5 protein-coding genes and 1 pseudogene are annotated in these 20,228 nt (G+C 63.7%); 4 read left to right on the top strand and 2 right to left on the bottom strand.

Annotated elements, in window-relative coordinates; all coding sequences use genetic code 11:
- Positions 1–19 precede the first annotated feature (19 nt).
- The 3 genes and pseudogenes from IMX18_RS13640 (at position 20) to IMX18_RS13630 (ending at position 11,707) form a co-directional block, all read left to right on the top strand.
- Positions 20–10,777 (top strand): peroxidase family protein, encoded by a 10,758-nt coding sequence (locus tag IMX18_RS13640; protein WP_217190845.1) that lies wholly within the window; start codon positions 20–22, stop codon positions 10,775–10,777.
- Positions 10,778–10,974: 197 nt separating this feature from the next.
- Positions 10,975–11,148 (top strand): annotated as a pseudogene (locus IMX18_RS13635) (LysR family transcriptional regulator); the annotation flags it as partial.
- A 73-nt stretch (positions 11,149–11,221) separates the two neighbouring features.
- Positions 11,222–11,707 carry an isochorismatase family protein gene (locus tag IMX18_RS13630; protein WP_100413704.1) on the top strand — a complete coding sequence of 162 codons (486 nt, stop codon included), beginning with the start codon at positions 11,222–11,224 and terminating at the stop codon, positions 11,705–11,707.
- 166 nt (positions 11,708–11,873) lie between these two features.
- Here IMX18_RS13630 and IMX18_RS13625 read toward each other — a convergent pair whose 3' ends face one another.
- Entirely contained in the window at positions 11,874–12,572 is a 699-nt protein-coding gene (locus tag IMX18_RS13625) for a pirin family protein (protein WP_013972071.1), read from the bottom strand.
- Between the two features lie 166 nt (positions 12,573–12,738).
- On the opposite strand from IMX18_RS13625, the gene IMX18_RS13620 reads away from it, so the two are divergent.
- On the top strand, positions 12,739–15,255 hold the full coding sequence (locus tag IMX18_RS13620) for a UvrD-helicase domain-containing protein (protein WP_100413703.1): 2,517 nt from the start codon (positions 12,739–12,741) through the stop codon (positions 15,253–15,255).
- Positions 15,256–15,262: 7 nt separating this feature from the next.
- Here IMX18_RS13620 and IMX18_RS13615 read toward each other — a convergent pair whose 3' ends face one another.
- Positions 15,263–20,134 carry an NEL-type E3 ubiquitin ligase domain-containing protein gene (locus IMX18_RS13615; protein WP_325169219.1) on the bottom strand — a complete coding sequence of 1,624 codons (4,872 nt, stop codon included), beginning with the start codon at positions 20,132–20,134 and terminating at the stop codon, positions 15,263–15,265.
- Positions 20,135–20,228: the final 94 nt, after the last annotated feature.

Genomic DNA, 20,228 nt, shown 5'->3' with positions numbered 1-20,228 from the left:
CAGATCGAGGGCAATTGAAATGGCAGATTTCAGCAAGTCGGACCTGGAGTTCATCCTTCAGCAGATCTTCATAGCCGAAGCGCATGCCGATGGCGCCAGCCTGATCGACCTGCTGCCCAACAGCCAGGTGCCGTTCGGCCTGCGTACCGTCGACGGCAGCTACAACAACCTGGTGACCGGGCAGAGCGAGTTCGGCGCCGCCGACAATTCGTTCCTGCGCCTGCTCAGCCCATCCTTCACCGGCGACTATGCCGGCACCGGCACGGTCATCGACTCGCAACCACGCACCATCAGCAACCTGATCGTCGACCAGACGGCGAACAACCCGGCAGCGGTCGAAGCCAATGGCGGCGCCGCCCCGGTGATCAGCCCCGGCATCGACGGGGTATTCGGCACCGCTGACGACACGGAGGTGTTCTTCATCCCCAACGTGTCGCCCGACGTCGGCCTGACCGCCGGCTTCAACGCCTGGATGACCTTCTTCGGCCAGTTCTTCGACCACGGCCTGGACCTGGTCACCAAGAGCAGCACCGACGTCGTGTTCATCCCGCTGCAGCCGGACGACCCGCTGTACGTCGAAGGCAGCCCGACCAACTTCATGGTGCTGCCGCGCGCCGTGCGTACTGCAGGCGCCGATGGTGTGGTGGGTACTGCCGACGATGGCCAGACCAACACTACCTCGCCGTTCGTCGACCAGAGCCAGACCTACAGCTCGCACCCCTCGCACCAGGTGTTCCTGCGTGAATACACGCTCAATGCCGCAGGCGACCCGGTAGCCACCGGGCGGTTGATTACCAACCGTGACCTGGGCGCCGATGGCCGCTTCGGCACCGCCGACGATGGCAATGGTGAAAGCGGTGGCATGGCCACCTGGGCAGTGGTCAAGGCCCAGGCCCGCGACCTGCTCGGCATAAACCTGACCGACGCCGATGTGCACAGCGTGCCACTGCTGGCCACCGACCCCTACGGCAACTTCCTGCGTGGGCCCAACGGCATGCCACAGGTGGTGATGCGCGTGAACAATGGCGCTGACGGCATCGCCGGCACCGCCGACGACGTCACCACGCTGGTCGAAGGCAACCGCGACGCGCCGATCAGCCTGGCCAATGCCGTGAGCACCGGGCATGGCTTCCTTGACGACATCGCCCACAACGCCGCGCCGGTGATCGTGAACGGTGTGCTGCAGGCCGACGCCGATATTGCCGTCGGCAACGCGCAACCAACCGGGCCTGGCGGCAACAACCTGACCTATGACAACGAACTGCTCGACGCCCACTACATCGCCGGCGACGGCCGGGTGAACGAGAACATCGGCCTGACTGCCGTGCACCATGTGTTCCACTCCGAGCACAACCGCCTGGTGCAGCAGACCAAGGACACCCTGCTGGCCGCCGGTGACCTGGCGTTTCTCAACCAGTGGCTGATCGATGATGTCGCTGCCATCCCCACCACGCCCGCCGAAATCGCCGCGCTGGTATGGGACGGCGAGCGGCTGTTCCAGGCTGCCAAGTTCGGCACCGAAATGCAGTACCAGCACCTGGTGTTCGAGGAGTTCGCCCGCACCATTCAGCCGCAGATCGACGAGTTTCTCGCCCCCAACGGCTATGACACCTCGATCGACCCGGCCATCCTCGCCGAGTTCGCCCACGTGGTTTACCGCTTCGGCCACTCGATGCTGACCGAAACCGTCGACCGCTACGACCCGACGTTCGCCACGGTGAATGACGACCCGCAGCTGGGCCTGATCGCTGCCTTCCTCAACCCGCTGGCATTCGCCGGCAGTGGCGCCACTGCCGATGAAGCGGCCGGTGCGATCATCCGCGGTGTCACCCGCCAGTTGGGCAACGAAATCGACGAGTTCGTCACCGAAGCGCTGCGCAACAACCTGCTCGGCCTGCCGCTGGACCTGCCTGCGCTGAACATCGCGCGTGGCCGTGACACCGGCATCCCCACCCTGAACGAGGCGCGCCGCGAGTTCTACGCCATGACTGGCGACAGCCAGCTCAAGCCCTACATCAGCTGGGCCGACTTTGCCGACCACCTCAAGCACCCGGCGTCGCTGATCAACTTCATCGCCGCCTACGGTACCCACGCCACCATCACCGGGGCTGACACCGAAGCGGCCAAGCGCGCCGCCGCCGTGGCGCTGGTGCTTGGCGGTGACGGCGCGCCAGCAGACCGCCTGGAGTTCCTCAACGGCACCGGCGCCTATGCCAACGTGACACTGGCCGGTGCCGACGGCATCGCCGGCACCGCCGATGACATCACCGGGGTGACCGTGACCGGTGTCGATGCCATCGACTTCTGGGTCGGCGGCCTGGCCGAGAAGAAAATGCCATTCGGCGGCATGCTCGGCTCCAGCTTCAACTTCGTCTTCGAAACCCAGCTGGAAGCCCTGCAGAACGGCGATCGGTTCTACTACCTGTCGCGTACGGCGGGCATGAACTTCGGCACCGAACTGGAGAACAACTCCTTCGCCAAGCTGATCATGCTCAACTCCGATGTCACCCACCTGTCCAACACCGTGTTCCTCACGCCCACCTTCACCCTGGAAGTGGACCAGACCAAGCAGTTCACCGGCCTGGGCGCAGACGGCCGGGCCGACCCGACGGGCGGCATCATGATCAACGGTGTCGAAGTGGTGTCGCTGGTGATTCGCGACAACCCCGATACCGTGGGCACCGACACCAACTTCCTGCATTACACCGGCGAAGACCACGTGGTACTGGGCGGTACCTCCGGCAACGACATCATCATTTCCAGTGAGGGCGACGATACCCTCTACGGCGACGCCGGCAACGACACCCTGGAAGGCGGTGCGGGCAACGATGCGGTACTGGGCGGCGCCGGTGACGACATCATCACCGACTCCTTCGGCGACAACCGCCTGGAAGGCAACGACGGCAACGATGTGATCGTCGCCGGCAGCATGCTGGTGGGCGGCAACCTGATCCTGGGCGGCAACGGCCAGGACTTCATCATCACCACCGAAGACATCAGCCTCACCTTCGGCGGCCAGGGCGACGACTTCATTCTCGGCGCCAAGACCAACCTGCCACCGACCGGCAACGAGGGTGACGACTGGATCGAGAAGGGCACACAGGACGGTGCGCCCGGCGACAACTTTGCGCCGCTGCTGGGTGACGAAGTGGTCGGCAACGACATCTTCGTCGGTGGTGGCGGCTTCGACGAAATGATAGGCGAGGGCGGCGATGACATCTTTGTCGGCAGCGATGCCCAGGACAAGATGGATGGCATGTCCGGTTTCGACTGGGTTACCAACAAGAATGACCAGGTCGGCGTCACCGTCGACCTGACCCTGGCCGCCCTGGCTCAGCCTCATGGCAACGCACCGAACCAGAACACCGGTATTTTCAACCCGGTCGGCGCCTCGCCGGCCTCAATCCTCGACCGCTTCGCCGAGGTCGAGGGCGTGTCCGGTTCGAACTTCGCCGATGTGCTCAAGGGCGATAATGTCGATGCCGTGACCATCCTCAACCATGGTGGTGCTACCGGTAGTGCGCTGACCAACGTGGCGCTGATCCGTGGCCTGCAGCAGTTCCTGGCCGATGCCGGATTGCCGACCACCGGCTTTGCCACCGGTAACATCATGCTCGGCGGCAACGGCAGCGACCTGATCGAAGGCCGTGGCGGTGATGACCTGATCGACGGCGACAAGTGGCTCAACGTGCGCATCGCCGTGTACGCGCCGGGAGATGTCAACCACACCGGCCCTGAAATCGCCAGCTTCGACAGCATGGTCGACATGATTCCGTTCATGCTCGACCGCACCTACAACCCTGGCCAGTTGAAGGCCGTGCGGGAAATCCTGCCCGGCACCTCGACCGGTGGCGCAGCCTTCGACACGGCGGTGTTCTCGGGGTTGCAGAGCGAGTACACGGTGACGCAGAACACCAAAGGTACGCTGGACACTTCCGATGATGTCTGGACGGTGACCGACAACGTGGCCGGCCGCGATGGCGTCGATACCCTGCTGCACATCGAGCGCCTGCAGTTCGCCGACAGCCAGCGGGTGCTGGTGGAAGGGCTGAATGCGCAGCCTGTCGGCAGCCCGGCCGTTACTGATAACAACGGCGGCGCGATTACCGTGGGCGACCTCCTTACGGTAAACGTGGCCGGCGTGCGGGATGCCGACAACATCAGCGCCGGCAACCCGCTTGGCACGCTCGCCGACCGTTCGGTGTCGTACTACTGGCAGTTCGAGGCCACCCCGGGCAGTGGTGTGTTCGAAGACATCATCCTGCTGCCGGCAGGCGACCTGGCGTTCCAGAGCGCCGACGGCACCACGTTCAAGGTGTCGCCGGACCTGGCCGGGTTGTCGTTGCGGGTCAAGGCGATCTACCAGGACGCCCATGGCACCACCGAAGTGCTGTTCTCCCAGCCCACCACCGTGGTGCAACCGGGCGCGCCTGTGGTACCGACGCCAGCCACGCCGGTGGTGGATGCCACGGCAGGTGGTGCCGGGCTGCACATGGTGCGCTCCGACCTCAACTTCATCCTCGAGCAGATCAAGATCGCCGAGGCCGACGCCAATGGGGCAGACATCCTCTCGCTGCTGCCCAACATTCGTGCGCCACTCGGCCTGCGGGCGGTGGATGGTTCGAACAACAACCTGATGAACCTCAACGGCATCAACAACACCGAGTTCGGTGCGGCCGACAACGTCTTCCCGCGCGTGACCGACCCGGTGTTCAACCCGGCCGAAGGTGCACCGGCCGGCTTCTTTGGCCCTGGCTCGCCGGCCATTCCGGGCTCGTCGTACCAGCAGACCAGTGGCCCGGTATTCGACTCGCAGCCGCGCACCATCAGTAACCTGATCGTCGACCAGACCTCCAACAACCCGGCGGCCTATGCCACCGCGTATGATCCGGGTGCGGACGGCGTGCTCAACTTCGGCGTCGAGGGCAATGACGACGTGCTCAAGGACGGCGTGCGCATTGTCGCCAGCCCGGGCCTGGACGGCCAGTTCGGCACCGACGACGATCACGACGTTTACCTGTTCGAGAACACCGCCGCCGATGCCGGCCTGTCCGCGCCGTTCAACGCCTGGATGACCTTCTTCGGGCAGTTCTTCGACCATGGCCTGGACCTGGTCACCAAGGGGGGCTCGGGCACCATCTACATCCCGCTGCAACCGGATGACCCGCTGTACGTGGAGGGCGGTTTCACCAACTTCATGGTGGTGACACGTGCGACCAACCAGCCTGGGCCGGACGGCGTGCTTGGCACGGCCGACGATATCCACGAGCACACCAATACCACCTCGCCGTTCGTGGACCAGAACCAGACCTACAGCTCGCACCCCTCACACCAGGTGTTCCTGCGCGCCTATGTGACGGTCGACGGTGCCCCCGTCGCCACCGGCCGCCTGATCACCAACCGTGACCTGGGGGCAGATGGCAAATACGGCACCGCGGACGACACCGAAATCGGCGGCATGGCGACATGGAAGGTGGTCAAGGCCCAGGCTCGTGACGTACTGGGTATCAACCTGACCGATGCCGACGTCGACAACGTACCGCTGCTGGCAACCGATGCCTACGGCAACTTCATCAAGGGGCCCAACGGCTTCCCGATGGTGATCATGAAAGGCGCCGACGGCATTGCCGGCACGGCCGACGACCAGCAGGTCGAAGGCAACCCGCTGGCGCCGATCGACCTGACCAATGCCGTGCGTACCGGTCACCAGTTCCTTGCCGACATCGCCCACAATGCCGTGCCGGTGTTCAGCAATGGCGCGCTGGTGCCTGATGCAGATACCGATGTCGGCAACGCCGTGCCGGTGAACCCGCAGACCGGCGCCAACCTGGCCTACGACAACGAGCTGCTTGATGCTCACTACATCGCCGGCGACGGCAGGGTCAACGAGAACATCGGCCTGACCGCCGTGCATGCGATCTTCCACTCCGAGCACAACCGGCTGGTGGCGCAGACCATGGACACCGTGCTCGACTCGGGTGACCTGGCCTTCATCAACGAGTGGCTGCTCAACCCGTTGAGCGCGCTGCCGGCCAACCAGGCCGAGATCGACGCACTGGTGTGGAATGGCGAGCGGCTGTTCCAGGCCGCCAAGTTCGGTACCGAGATGCAGTACCAGCACCTGGTGTTCGAGGAGTTCGCCCGTACCGTGCAGCCGCGGGTAGACTTGTTCTTCGCCCCGACCCAGGTGTATGACGTCGACCTCGATGCGTCGATCGTGGCCGAATTCGCCCACACCGTGTACCGCTTTGGCCACTCGATGCTGACCGAAACCGTGGACCGCTTCGACGTCGACTTCACCGTCATCAGCGACCCGGCCAGCGCCAACCCCGACCAGCAACTGGGCCTGATCGCGGCGTTCCTCAACCCGCTGGCGTATGCCGCCAGTGGCGTCACCCCCGAGGATGCCACCAGCGCCATCGTGCGCGGGGTAACCCGCCAGGCCGGTAACGAAATCGACGAGTTCGTCACCGAGGCGCTGCGCAACAACCTGCTCGGCCTGCCGCTGGACCTGCCGGCGATCAACATCGCTCGGGGCCGCGACGTCGGTATCCCTTCGCTGAACGCCGTGCGCCGCGACATCTACGCGCAAACCGGCGATACCCAGCTCAAGCCGTACACCAGCTGGGTCGACCTGGTGCAGCACCTGAAGCATCCGGAGTCGTTGATCAACTTCATCGCGGCCTACGGCACCCACAGCACCATCACCGGGGCCACCACGTTGCTGGAGAAACGCGCGGCGGCCATGGCCCTGGTGTTCGGCGGCGACGGCGCGCCAGCCGATCGCCTGGAGTTCCTCAACAGCACCGGCGCCTACGCCAACGTTACCCTGCCTGGCAAGGATGGCGTGCTCGGCACCGTCGATGACCTGCGGGCAGTGACCGTGACCGGTGTCGATGCCATCGACCTGTGGATCGGTGGCCTGGCGGAGGCGAAGACCCCGTTCGGCGGCATGCTGGGCAGCACGTTCAACTTCGTGTTCGAAAACCAGATGGAGAAACTGCAGGACGGCGACCGCTTCTACTATCTGGAGCGCACCGCCGGCCTGTCGATGAACGCCGAGCTGGAAAGCAACTCGTTCGCCAAGCTGATCATGGCCAACACTTCGGCCACCCACTTGCCGGGCCTGGTGTTCTCCGACGTTGGCTTCTACCTGGAAGTGGACCAGAGCAAGCAGTTCAACGAAGGCCTGGGCAATGCCGACCCACTGGGCGAAAACGGCGAGCAGGTGGTGTTCCGCGACAGCCCGCTGACAGTAGGCCCGGACACCAACTACATCCGCTACGCCGGTGACCAGCATATCGTGCTGGGTGGCACCAACGGTGACGACATCCTGGTTTCCAGCGAGGGTGACGACACTGTCTGGGGCGATGGCGGCAACGACCGCATCGAGGGTGGCGACGGCAACGACCAACTGCGTGGTGGTGCCGGCGACGACATCATCAGCGACATGGGTGGTGACGACAACATCCAGGGCGGCGACGGCAACGATGTGCTGCACGGCGGTAATGGCGTCAACCTGATCATCGGCGGTTTCGGCAACGACTTCATCGTCACCGGTGAGGACGCCTCCGAAGCCATTGGCGGCCAGGGCAACGACTTCATCCTGGGCAGCAAGGCCAACGAGCAGGACATGGGCAACGAAGGTGACGACTGGATCGAGAAGGGCACCTCGGACGGTGCGCCTGGCGACAACTTCGACCCGCTCGGCAACGACCCGGTCATCGGCAACGACGTGTTCATCGGTGGCAACGAGAACGACAAGTTCAACGGTGAAGGCGGTGACGACATCATGGTCGGCAGCCTGGGCTTCGGTGACCGCTACATCGGTGGTTCCGGCTACGACTGGGCGACCTTCAAGGGGCTGGCCCAGGGCGTGACTGTCGACTTCAGCGACCGCTTCTTCAATGTGCCGCCGGTACCGGGCTCGGGCGCGTCTGCGCTGGTGCGTTTCGACATCATGGAAGGCCTGTCGGGGTCGGCTCATGGTGACTTCCTGCGTGGTGACAGCGAAACCTCTGCCACCTTGCCGACCAATGGCGCCAACGGCAGCGTACTGACCAACATCAGCCTGATCAACGGCCTGTCCAGCCTGCTGGCCGCCGGTGCAACGTTCTACGATGGTGGCAACATCATCCTCGGTGGCAGTGGTAGCGACCTGATCGAAGGCCGCGGCGGCGACGACATCCTCGACGGTGACAAGTGGCTGAACGTGCGCATCAGCGTGCGCGCCAACAGCGACGGCACCGGCCCGGAAATCGCCAGCTTCGACAGCATGGAGCCGATGGTGCCGCTGATGCTCAAAGGCACCTACAACCCGGGCCAGCTGGTGATCGTTCGCGAAATCCTCAACGGCACCGACAGCTACGACACCGCGGTGTACTCCGGGGTGGCCAGCGACTACAGCGTGGTAGTCGATGGCAACTCGGTGATCGTCACCGACTCGGTGGCCGGGCGTGATGGTGTCGACCGCCTGACCGGCATCGAGCGCCTGCAGTTCTCGGATGGCTCGCAAGCTTCCGGTGTGGGTACCGCCGTCAACGCCGGTCCCACCGGCAGCCTGGTGATCCTTGACGCTGCCACCGGCGTGCGTGACGACACACCGGTAAGCGGCCAGCTGCTGCGGGTTACCCCGCTGGCGGTACATGACGCGGACAATGTCAGCGCAACCAACCTGACCGGTGCGATCACCGGCCCGGTGGCGTACTACTGGCAAGTAGAGACCCTGCCAGGTTCGGGGGTCTATGAAGACATCACCTTCGTTGCTGCCGGCGAGGTTTCGCGAGCTGTCGGTACCACCTACCGGGTCACGGACGATGTGGCGGGGCTGAACATCCGCGTACGCGCGGTGTACCAGGACACCAAGGGCACGCTGGAAATCGTCGATTCGGCGCCGAACAACGCGCCGACCGCCGGGCCTACCGTGACCGGGCTGCTGGTGCAGAACCAGACGCTCACCGCCAACCCGGCAACCATTGTCGATGCCGACGGCCTGAGCAACCCGCGGTTCACCTTCCAGTGGCAGTCCAACCGGGGTACCGGCTGGGTCGACATTGCTGGCGCCATCAACAGCACCTTCCTCCTTACCCAGAACCAGGTGGGGCAGAACATGCGGGTGGTGGTCAGCTACGTGGATGACTTCGGTGTGCAGGAAAGCATTGCCTCCGACATCCTCGACCCGGTGGCCAACGTCAACGATGCGCCCACCGGTGCCGTGCTGATCAGCGACACCACGCCAGACCAGGGCCAGACGCTGACCGCCCTCACCGGCAGTATCGCCGACCTGGATGGGCTGGGCGCGTTCAGCTTCCAGTGGCAGCAGAACATTGGCGGCACCTTCAGCAACATCGCGGGTGCCACTGCTGCAACCTTCACTCCGGGCTTCGAACAGGGTAACCGGCAGTTGCGGGTGGTCGTGAGCTACACCGACGCCTTCGGCACCCTGGAATCGCTGACCTCGGCAGCGACTGCGGCGGTGGTGCCGCCGCCAGGCGTGGTGCTGGTCGGTACTGCCGGGGCCAACACCCTGACCGGTGGCGCGGGCAACGACACGCTCTCGGGGCTGGGCGGCAACGATGTGCTCAACGGCCTCGGCGGCGCCGACCAACTGTTCGGCGGTGATGGTAACGACATCCTCAATGGGGGTAACGACCCCGACAGCCTCGACGGCGGTGCCGGCAACGATACCCTCAACGGCGGGCTTGGTGCGGATGCCATGGTTGGCGGTGCAGGCGACGATACCTTCGTGGTCGACAACCTCGGCGATACCGTGAGCGAGGCGCTGAACGGCGGTGTCGACCTGGTGCAGACCACCCTTGCCAGCTACACCCTGGGTGCCAACGTCGAAAACCTGACCTTTACCGGGGCAGGCAACTTCACGGGTACCGGCAACACGCTGGCCAACACCATCACCGGTGGCGCTGGTAACGACCTGCTCAATGGCGGTGCCGGTATCGACCGCCTGGTCGGTGGCCTGGGCAACGACACCTATGTGGTGGACAACGCCGGGGATGTGGTAGTCGAGGCTACGGCTGCCGGTACGGATACCGTGCGTGCCACGGCGGCCAGCTACACGCTGGGTGCCAACGTCGAGAACCTGACCTATATCGGGGCGGGCAACTTCACCGGTACCGGCAATGGCCTGGCCAACATCATTACCGGCGCGGCAGGTAACGACACCCTCAACGGCGATGGCGGCAACGACCAGTTGCTCGGTGGCCTGGGCAGCGACACCCTGAACGGTGGCGCTGGCAACGACACCCTCGACGGCGGCGCCGGTAACGACTCGCTGTTCGGGGACGCCGGCAACGATAACCTGCAGGGTGGTGCCGGCGATGACAACCTTGACGGCGGCAACGGCGTCGATGTGCTGCAGGGTGGCGATGGCAACGACACGCTGTTTGGTGACGTTGGCAATGACACCTTGCAGGGCGGTGCCGGCAATGACTTCCTCAACGGTGGGGCGGGTAACGATACCGTCGAGGGCGGTGCCGGCAACGACACGATGATGGCCACCGATGGCAATGATGTCTTCCTGTTCAGTGCAGGCTTCGGCAATGACCTGATCATCAACTTCGACGCAGTCCCGCAGGGTGGCCAGGACCGGCTGGATATCTCTGCCCTCAACATTACCGCTGCCACCTTTGCCGCCAACGTCACCATCGCCGATGTCGGCAATGACACGCTGGTCAGCATCGGTGCTACCGACTCCATCCGCCTGGTGGGGGTGGCGGATGCAACCACGGTGACCGTAGCGGACTTCAACCTGGCAGGTTGAGGGCCTGGGAGAACGCAGCAAGGGCCGCTCTGCGGCCCATTCGCGGGCAAGCCCGCTCCTACAGGGATATCACTGCCCTCAGGCTTGGTGATACCCCTGTAGGAGCGGGCTTGCCCGCGATGAGGTTGGTTCAGGCAACAGATAACTCACAGATACCCCACAATACTCAGCCCTGTGGTGAACCTGTGGGAGCAACCTGCATCGTGTTACGCCAGAATGACGCCGCGTTCGGTATCTGGCGGCTGAGCCGCGGCAAGCAGAGCGAGTCGGTGAAGGTACATGGCAGCCTCAGCACCAATGATGGCGAGGTCGCCCTGAACTGGGCGCTGGACGGGCAGGGTATCCTGTTGCGGGCCGAGTGGAACCTGGCAGCGTGGCATTGAGGCCTTTCCCACAGGCGATCGCGTTATACTCCGCGCCTTTGCCCATGCCCGGAATCCGCCCATGCGCCAGGTTTTGCTCATTGTCGATGTCCAGTCCACCTTCAGCCCGCCCGAGTGGCTGGTCGATGGCCTGCGCCGGTTGTCGGCCAACATCCCCACCATTGCCTCGGTCGAGTTGCACGATGAACAGGTCACGCCGTTCGAGCGCCAGCTTGGCTGGCACCCGGCGGCGGAGGACGAGAGCCTGGTCGAAGCTGACCAGGTGTTCGTCAAGCATGGCTACGGGCAGAGCGCAGAGGCCATCGAGTACATCCGGCAACTGGGCGTGGAGAGGGTGCTGGTATGTGGGCTGCAGACCGAAACTTGCGTGCTGGCCGCCGGTTTTGCCCTGTTCGATGCGGGGCTGATGCCCACCCTGGTCACGGACATGACTGTAGGGTCTTCGCTGGACAGGTCGGGCAAGCTGGGCATCGACCTGTGGAAGCATCACTTCCGCCAGGTCACCACCTCGGCCGAGGTGCTCGCCGAAGTGGCTGCGCTAGGCTAGAACCGTAGCCCAAAAGGCCTAAATTGTAGGAGCGTCCTTGTGTCGCGAAAGGGCCGCAAGGCGGACCCGGCAATATGTGCAGCGCAGCTGAAATCGAGGGGCTGCTGCGCAGCCCGATCGCGACACAAGGCCGCTCCTACAGAGAACGCGTCGCAAGGCGAAAGCCTCAGGCCACATCCACCAGCACGATCTCGCTGTCCTCGATGGCGGTCACCCGCAGCACCTCCTCCTGCTCGATCGCCACGCCATCGCGCGCCTTGGCACGCAGCCCGTTGACCTCCACCAGCCCCTTGGCCGGCACCAGGTAACCCCGGCGAGCGGTATCGAAGCGGTACTCGGCAGTTTCACCGGCCCGCAAGGTGGCAGCCACCAACCGCGCATCGGTGCGGATCTGCAAGCTGTCCTCATCGCCTGCACGGCCGCTGGCCAGGGTCACGAAGCCTTCGCCACGCTCACCTTTGGGGAACGGCCGGGTACCCCATTGCGGTGCTTCGCCGGTGCGCTCCGGCACGATCCAGATCTGGAAAATACGCGTGTCGACGTCTTCCAGGTTGTACTCGCTATGCACGATGCCAGTGCCGGCGCTCATCACCTGCACGTCACCGGCTTCGGTACGGCCTTTGTTACCCAGGCTGTCCTGGTGACTGATCGCGCCTTCACGCACATAGGTGATGATTTCCATGTCGCGGTGCGGGTGCGGCGGGAAGCCGCTGCCGGCAGCGATCAGGTCGTCGTTCCACACCCGCAGGTTGCCCCAGTGCATGCGTGCCGGGTCGTAGTACTCGGCAAACGAGAAATGGTGGTGGGCGTCGAGCCAGCCGTGGTTGGCGTGGCCGAGGCTTTCGAACGGTCGCAGTTGCAGCATGGTCGTGCTCCTTGAATCAGTGGAATGAGGCCATGATGCGTCAAAGAAGCATCGAAAATAAGCGTAAATATCGGCTTAAAACAATCAGTAAAGTTGATTTAATGCGATAGAGTGTTTTATTCGCTTCATCGCTGATCTGCAAGCATTCGCTGGCGATTTTTTGTCGATGCGGCGAACATGCCCGCTGATTTTGTTTTTCAACGGAGTGACCGTGGCCCACGAGCAACCCCAGGCCCCCGCCGACCTTACCCCTCCTGCACAACTGCCTTGGTTTCGCCGCCTGGCGGCCCGCCTGCTGGGGCGTGGCCTGACCCGCCTGCAGGCCCAGCACCGCGACTCCTGGTTCCTCGGCCACGCCAGCGGCCAGCGCAGTGGCCATGCCGATGGCGTGCGTGAAGGGTTTGAACGCGGGCGGGTGGAAGGTTACGAGGCCGGGCGCCAGGTGCTGGTGATCCGCGACACCCGGCCAGACACCGCCGCCGTACCGGGCCGGGATGACAACCTGTTCGATGACTGGCGCCTGCCGCTGACTGCCGAGCTGAAAAAGCGTTTCAAGGCCGATGTCGCCCAGCGTCTGCCCGCCGAGGCGCAACCCAGTGCCGCGCAATGGAAGCTGATTTTCAGTGACACACCGTCCACCTGCGTGGTGGCAGGGGCCGGGGCGGGCAAGTCCACCTCGCTGGTGCTGCGCATCCTGCTGTTGCGCCACTACCTGGGCTACGAGCTGGATGCGATGACCGTGGTCACCTTCACCCGTGAGTCGCGCAAGGACTTCATCAAGCGCCTGCTGCAGGTTTTCGCCCTGTGGCAGATCAACCTGCAACCGCCACAGGCCCGCGAGCTTGTGCGCACGTTCCATTCGCGCATCCTGCCGCTGGTGCGCAGCCTGCCGGGCTTTGGCCAGGTGCGCGCGTTCGAAACGCTGGGCAACGAGATGCCGGCCGGGCGTGAAGCCGAGGCCGAGAGCAACCCGTTCGACCTACGCCTGAACGATGCCCAGCGCCAGCAGCTGAACCAGTGCTACAGCACGCTGCTGGGCGAGAGCCCGCGCTTTGCCGAGCTGGTCGGCCTGTTGCGCAGCGAAGCCCTGCAGCTGAAGCCGCTGGACCCGAACAACCCCGATGTGCAGAAGCGCGCCCAGGTAACCCAGCTGGCCGCCCAGCGCGACGAAGAACTGTGCGATGTGATCGAAGACCTGTGGTTCGCCGCCGGCGCCTGGCCGATCAAGGGCATCGAACCCTGCCGCGAGACCATCGAGATCCGTGGCAGCCGCTTCCATGTGCATGGTCGTCTGGCCGGCCAGGGGCCTTTGCTCGTGCTGGGCTTCGACCCTGCGGAAAGCGCGCAGTACCAGCGCCCCGGCGCCAAGCTGGCGGTGCGTGCCGAGTGGGCGGTCAAGCGCACCCTGTTGCAGGCATTTTGCGACCGGCCGCTGATCTGGCTCGACAACTACGCCATGGCCCGGCGCCTGGCAGCCTCGCTGGCCGGTGATGCCGTGGCTGGCCCCGGCTTCGAATACAAGGTCAAGGGCGAACTGGCCCCGGCGCCACTGCTCGATGCCTTTGTCGGCGCGGCGAATTTCATCGAGAACCTCGGCCTGGAAGTGAACACTGCCGTGGCGGCGATGAGCTTCCCCTCCGGCGACAGCGATGCGCTGTTTTTCGAGGCCCTGGCCCTGTACTGGAAGGCCCTGGAGGCCCACCTGCTGGACCAGTCGCCGCCGGTGATGAGCTACAACCGCATGTTCGCCTTGTTCGGCGAGAACAACCCGGAAAACCTGCAACTGCTGCCCGACCCGTTGCTGCGGCCGCTGGCGCACCTGATGATCGACGAGTTCCAGGATGTGTCGCCGCAGATCGTCAGCTGGTTGCGGGCCAGCCTCGCCGAGATCCGTCGTCGCGGCCCGGCGATGCACATCGGGCGCCATGCCCAGCATTCGTCGCTGCTGTGTGTGGGCGACGACTGGCAGTCGATCTACGGCTGGCGTGGCAGTTCGCCCAAGTACTTCATGGAGTTCACCAAGGCCTTCCCGTCGCCGGCCAACACCCGGGTGATGCTGGTCGACAACTACCGTTGCCAGCAGCAGGTGATCGACGCGGCCGAGCACCTGGTCAAGGGCACCCCGGCGATAGCCGGCAAGAAAGCCCGGGCCAGTGGCCCGGCGGCCGAGTTGCCAGGCTCGCCGGTCAAGGTATTCGACCGTGACGAGGCAGCCCTGGGTGAAACGCTGATCGAGCACTACCAGCGTGGCGAGACGGTGATGATGCTTTACCGCAAGGGCAGCGACAGGGCGCTGATGAACGAGCACCTGCAGGGCGTGCTGCACGCCGAAGCGGCGTTGCCGGCCGAGCAGCGCCGTCTGCGGCAGTTGACCTACCACAGTGCCAAAGGCTTGCAGGCCGATGCAGTGTTCATGCTGGGCGACTGTCAGTACCTGACCAGCTCGCCCTACAAGAACCAGGTGTATCGCCAGGCCGGGTTGGGCAAGGCCGGTGATGCCCAGCCGTTCGATACCGCACAGAAGGAAGAGGTGCAGCGCCTGGCCTATGTGGCGGTAACCCGCGCGGTCAGGCACTGCTATTGGCATGTGGAGGCGGCCAACGCAGAGGCGGCGGCAGCGCCGCGTGCGTCGAGCCAGGTGGATGGACGGCAGGCCTTCTTCGAAGACCTGCGAGGTCATTGATCAGCCTTCAGGCATCGAGGACGTCCGCTTGCCGGGTAAGGCTCAGCAGTAGCCCGGCTTCCACCTCCTGCTGTGCCTCGGTCAAGGCTTTCGTAGCCCTGACATAGGCTTGCTCATTGAGAGGAACCCGACGTAGCGTGCCGTTTTCGTCCAGTGCAGGGTCAGGCATTTCCGGGGCCAATGCACGTAATATCGCGTCGTCCAGGTGCGTGACCGGCTCCTGAGTTTCATCCAGGCAATAGAACAGGTAATCGAGGCCCGGGCGCCAGAAGTCGGTAATGGCTTCGAACTGGTTGGCATATTGGCGCTTGAGGTAGTCAGCCCAGACCGGCTGTTTGCTCGTCCACTGCTGTCGGGTGGTGGAATCGGCATCGAGTTCGAGCACAGCAGCGCGGACGTTGTCGACGATTTGCTGGTTTATGTTGGCGAAATGGCGATAAATCATGCCGCTGCTAGGTTCGGGGAAATCGAGCTCTTCGGCCAAGGACTGGCGCAGTGCCAGGCGAACTTCGATATCGTCGACCCGTTCTCTGGCCAGGACCGCATCAGGGATTGCCGCAGGGACATCCAGCACGTCAAGGTCCGGTAACTGACCGGCATCTCCACTTAGCGCCGCCCTGCGCATGATGCGATGGGTGCTGATGCGGTCCGCCAGTTCGTTGACTTTTTCGCGACGATACAGCTTGCGGTAAAGGTCGAGCAGCGGCTTGGCCGTGTCCCGTGCCCGCCCTGAGGCCTGGCTGGCCAGCAACTCCACTTCCAGGGCGCTGAATGCATCTGCGCCGGCATCGCCGCAAGTGGGTGGGAAGGTATGCGCCACCTCGTTCAACCGCTCGCGCAGCGCTGTATCCTCGTGGGCCTGCTTCAACAGTGCCCACACTCGGGCACGCAGGCCATCCGGATCCCTTCGCGCTACCAACGAGTAGGTCAGGGGCTCCAACACCGCTTGCAGGTCGCCATTGTCGTTCTGGTCGAACAGGTCGGACCACAGCTGCTTTTGAGGGTCTGTCGCGACATTGCGCCAGAACCCTTGCCACTCCTGTCTTTCGGGCGTGTGCTCGAAGATACTGACGCCGCTGGCTCCCAGGCGCCTGGCCGACTCGGTCTCCAGATCGTTGTAGTTGAAGAGCCAGCGGCGCTCGGGCAAGCGGGCGGCGACGTCCCGCGCATAGGGGCTGCGCAGGATACCTTCGAGGTCTGGAACATGGTGAATACGGTTGGATGAGAGGTCCAGGTAGCGCAACTGGTACTGTGGCTGATTCATCAACGTGGTCAGGCCAGTAGGAAATGCCTGCAACTGAGCATTGGATAGGTTCAGGCGCTGCAGCCGCGCCATGTAGCGTACATCAGGCGCGTGCTGCAGCGGGTTGAAGTCCAGGTCCAGTTGCTGCGGATGGATCATGTCCTGAAAGCGCGTGGAGAGGTTTTCATCGAGCGTGATGCGATTGTGCCCCAGCCTCAGGACATCCAATGGCCGGCCGCAGAGGAAAGTCAATGTCGCTTCATCCAGTGTCAGCTGGTTGCGGCGCAAATTCAGTTGGCGCAGGTCTGGCATCGCCGCCAGCACACGTTGTGCGGTGGGTGAGAGGGTAGTAAGGGTGTTGTTGGTCAGATCCAGCGTGCGCAGCCTGGGCACCGATTCAAGTGCCTCGAACAGTGCTTGCGCGTCAATTGTACGGTTGTTGGTCACTTCCAGCACTTGCAGGTTGGGGAAGCGTGACAGGAACGCCCTGTCCAGTCGTTGCAGTTGCAGCTCGTCCAGCTTGAGTTCACGGATGTGGGGCAGGCTGGCTGTGATCGCTGGCAACTCGCCTAACTGCATTCGCTCCAGCACGAGTGTGCCCAGGTTGCCGGGACCCTCCCGTCGCCAGGCGGCTTTGAGGCGGTCGGCGCATTGTTGTCGCTCGAAGCGCTGGCTGATGTTGCGTGCGGTCAGGTACCACGTTTCCAGATAGCGTTTCAGATCTTGCCACTCTGCCTGCAGTTGCCGCACTGCCGTGCCCAGGTCACCGGTCTGGCTCAGTTCGGCTCTCAAGGCGCTGATCTCGTTGCTGTTCAGTGAGGGGAAAAGTGACTTGAGCCGGCGTGTCGCGGCGCTTTCGCCGAAAGGGCCTGCTCCTCGGCCACTGAGCGGGTAACCGATTCGCCCATGTGCCAGGCGCATGGGTGAGCGAAAACCAGGCCTGATTGGCTGCTGGCCGAGCAGCACCGCGCAGCCCGAGCGGTCGGCGAGGGCGCTGGCGAACAGCTCGGCTTCACTCGCCTGCGGCTGTTCGGCTACCAATGCATCACGCAGCAGTTGGCTGTCGGCATTGGCCAGGTCTGCTCGGTACAGGCCGGTCAAGGCACGATCGAGGCGGGCACGAGCTTGCAGGTAGCGGGCTTCTTCAGCCACGCGCAAGGGCACGCGCCCGTTCTTCAGGCGTTCGCGTTCGGTGCTGTCGGCATGCGCGACGAGTTCTTCCAGGGCATTGTCAGGCAAACCGGGGAACTGGCGGCCCAAGGTCTGCGCTTCGTCGCCAAGCGGTGCGCGATGGCTTTCCAGCATGCTCGCGAAGACTTCGCGACGACGTGCTGACAGGCGGTTGGCCAATAGCTCGTTAAGGGCGCCCGGGCGCTGCTCTACTGGCGTATCGGGTAGTAGCTGCTCTATGACATCTTCATCCATCCCCGCCAGGACAATCTTGCTCAGTTCGCCATCGTCAAGCTCTTCGCGGCCGATCTCGATCTGCAGCGTGTCGGCTTTTGGCTCCGCACCGAAGTAGACTGCGTCCCCCCACTTTTCGGCACCGGTGAAGACCTTCAGCCTGTAGTTCGCGGGCCAGCCAGGCAGCTGTACCAGTTCCGGCAGCGCGAAGTTCATATGTGCAGCCAAAGGCTGGCCATGACGTACTCGGGTGATGATGCCCTCCACGTCGTCAGCCAGTCGCAGGCGCAACAAGGTATCGGCCAGCAGAGCCGGCGGCTGCGAGCCGGTGACCTGGCTGCGACGCAAGGTGTCTGCGTCGACTTCGGTAATGCGCAATGCGGCAAGTTGCTCCGATGCATCCAGCCCCTGGCCGAACCGGCCCAGCCCCTCGAGCAACTGCGCATCGTCCCATTCGAGCGGGTTGTCGTGGGCCAACTGCCAGCGCTGGTCGCCGAGGTAGCGCAAGGCCGGAGTGTAGGCATCGGGGGCGTCGGGGTGGCGCACATGCCACTGTCCGTCGGTTTCGAACACCTCATACAGTTTGCCTTGAAGCCAAACGTGGGTTTTGCCTCCGATGATGTAGAGCCCTTGGGCATTTTTCTGCACACCCACCGGCAACGAGCTCGAAGTGCTGTAAGGGCCCATGTCTGGGTGCCAAAGCCGTTCGCGGCCACCTTTCCAGACGCTTTCCAGCGCATCGACGAACCCTGATGCCTTGACCGCGCTGCTGCCGATGGCAAAACCGGCGATCACGGCGGCATTGATGGCCAGTGACTCGAGTTGTTGCAGCGCTTCCTGGGTATCGCCTTCTTCCCAGGCTTCGAACCCGGTGAATACCGAATCCATGAGGTCGTAGGCAAATACTCCAAGCATCGCGGCATCCAGCCCAGGCACGAAAAAGGCGGCCACGTTCAGTACGTTCATGCCTGCGTCCAGCCAGTGCTGCAGCCGTTCCTTGCGTGCCTTGGCGTCGGCATCTGCGGTCGGTACTGCGATCGTTCTGGCATTCGCCTTGATGCGGCGCTTGTGGTCCCTGTAAAGCACTTGCCAGATGGGAAAGGCCAGGCGGGTTCGCTTGAAGAGCAGCTCAGGCTTGTCCTTGGGTTTGCGCGTGGAGGTGCCATGCTCGAACAGGGCATTTTCGAGCTTGCGGCTCAGTTCGACCTGGTTGTCCTGGTCAGCGAAGCTGATCAAGTGCTGGCGAAACGTGGTTTGCAGCAGGCGTTGACGCATGAGCGAGCCGGCCTTTTGCAAGGAAGCAAACTCCCTCACCGGGTGTTCGGAATCATGGGGAATGTAGAGCATGCAGGGGTTAGTCTGGTCGGCTTCATCAGGGCCTATCAGCAGTACGCCATGAAGCGGGATGCCGAACAGGCTGAAGCGCCAGCAGCGAAGCTTGTGTTCGCCGTAACGCGGCGTGCTTTCGTTGTCGCATAGCTGTACCAGAGCACTGTGGCCTTTGAGCGTCAACAGGCCCTTGAGGTAGGCGATCATTGCCTCGGTTTTCAGTGCCTGCTGGCTTGCATCGATCCACTGCTGCTCGATTGCGGCTTTTCTGGGGCCTTCATAGATACTCTGCAGGTGGTCTTGATACTGCCGGCCGAGGTCCAGGCTTCGGCAAAGGTTCACGAACGCTTCGGGCTCCAGCCCAGGAAGTGAGGCGTCGTCGTCCGGGCCAAGGGTCAGGGTGTCGAACGGGCCCACTTCGTCGGTTGCTTCGAAATTGTGCAGGGCGGCCTCCAGCAGCGTGCGCTTCTGTGGTGACCCTTCGGGGCGCTTGATGTACGTATCGTCACCGCCGAGTGAGAAATCGAGGCCGGGGACATTCACCAGCGTGGTGTACACCTTGAACGGCTGGTGCAGGTACTGGGCCTTGTCCGCTTTGACATCCGGGCCCAACCGGCTCTCGAGCAAAGGCTTGCAGAATTCGCTGATCTGCCTGAAGTCTTCGAGCAAGGCCCGCAGAGCTTTGAACTCGGCATCGCGGGCGCTGATCAGCTGCCGTAAACGCGCCTTGTCTTCATCGCTGGCTGCGGTGTACCAGGCGTAAGGCGAGCCGTTTTCGTCGAGGTAGTCCTTGCGGATGCTCTGTACGACGCGGCGGGTATGGTCAGGGTGCATCGTTCGGCACCAGTCAGGCAGGTTACGGACAATCTGGGCCTGATGGAAAGGCATGGGTGTGCTGGTCATGCTGAAGTCTCCGTGGTCGATGGAGGGGCCAGTCGACAGGTTTCGCCTCGGCATGCGGTGGTATTTAGTTGAATGCACAGGTCGGTCCTGTGCA

The sequence above is a fragment of the Pseudomonas shirazica genome (assembly GCF_015168335.1).
Taxonomy (GTDB): domain Bacteria; phylum Pseudomonadota; class Gammaproteobacteria; order Pseudomonadales; family Pseudomonadaceae; genus Aquipseudomonas; species Aquipseudomonas asiatica.
The sequence above is the reverse complement of the archived record's forward strand: the minus strand, read 5'-3'. Positions and strand labels throughout refer to the sequence as shown.

Excerpts from the sequence above, each read along its gene's own strand:
- IMX18_RS13620 (WP_100413703.1), top strand. The coding sequence starts at position 12,739 with ATGCGGCGAACATGCCCGCTGATTTTGTTTTTCAACGGAGTGACCGTG.
- IMX18_RS13630 (WP_100413704.1), top strand. The coding sequence starts at position 11,222 with ATGCGCCAGGTTTTGCTCATTGTCGATGTCCAGTCCACCTTCAGCCCG.
- IMX18_RS13625 (WP_013972071.1), bottom strand. The coding sequence starts at position 12,572 with ATGCTGCAACTGCGACCGTTCGAAAGCCTCGGCCACGCCAACCACGGC.
- IMX18_RS13615 (WP_325169219.1), bottom strand. The coding sequence starts at position 20,134 with ATGACCAGCACACCCATGCCTTTCCATCAGGCCCAGATTGTCCGTAAC.
- IMX18_RS13640 (WP_217190845.1), top strand. The coding sequence starts at position 20 with ATGGCAGATTTCAGCAAGTCGGACCTGGAGTTCATCCTTCAGCAGATC.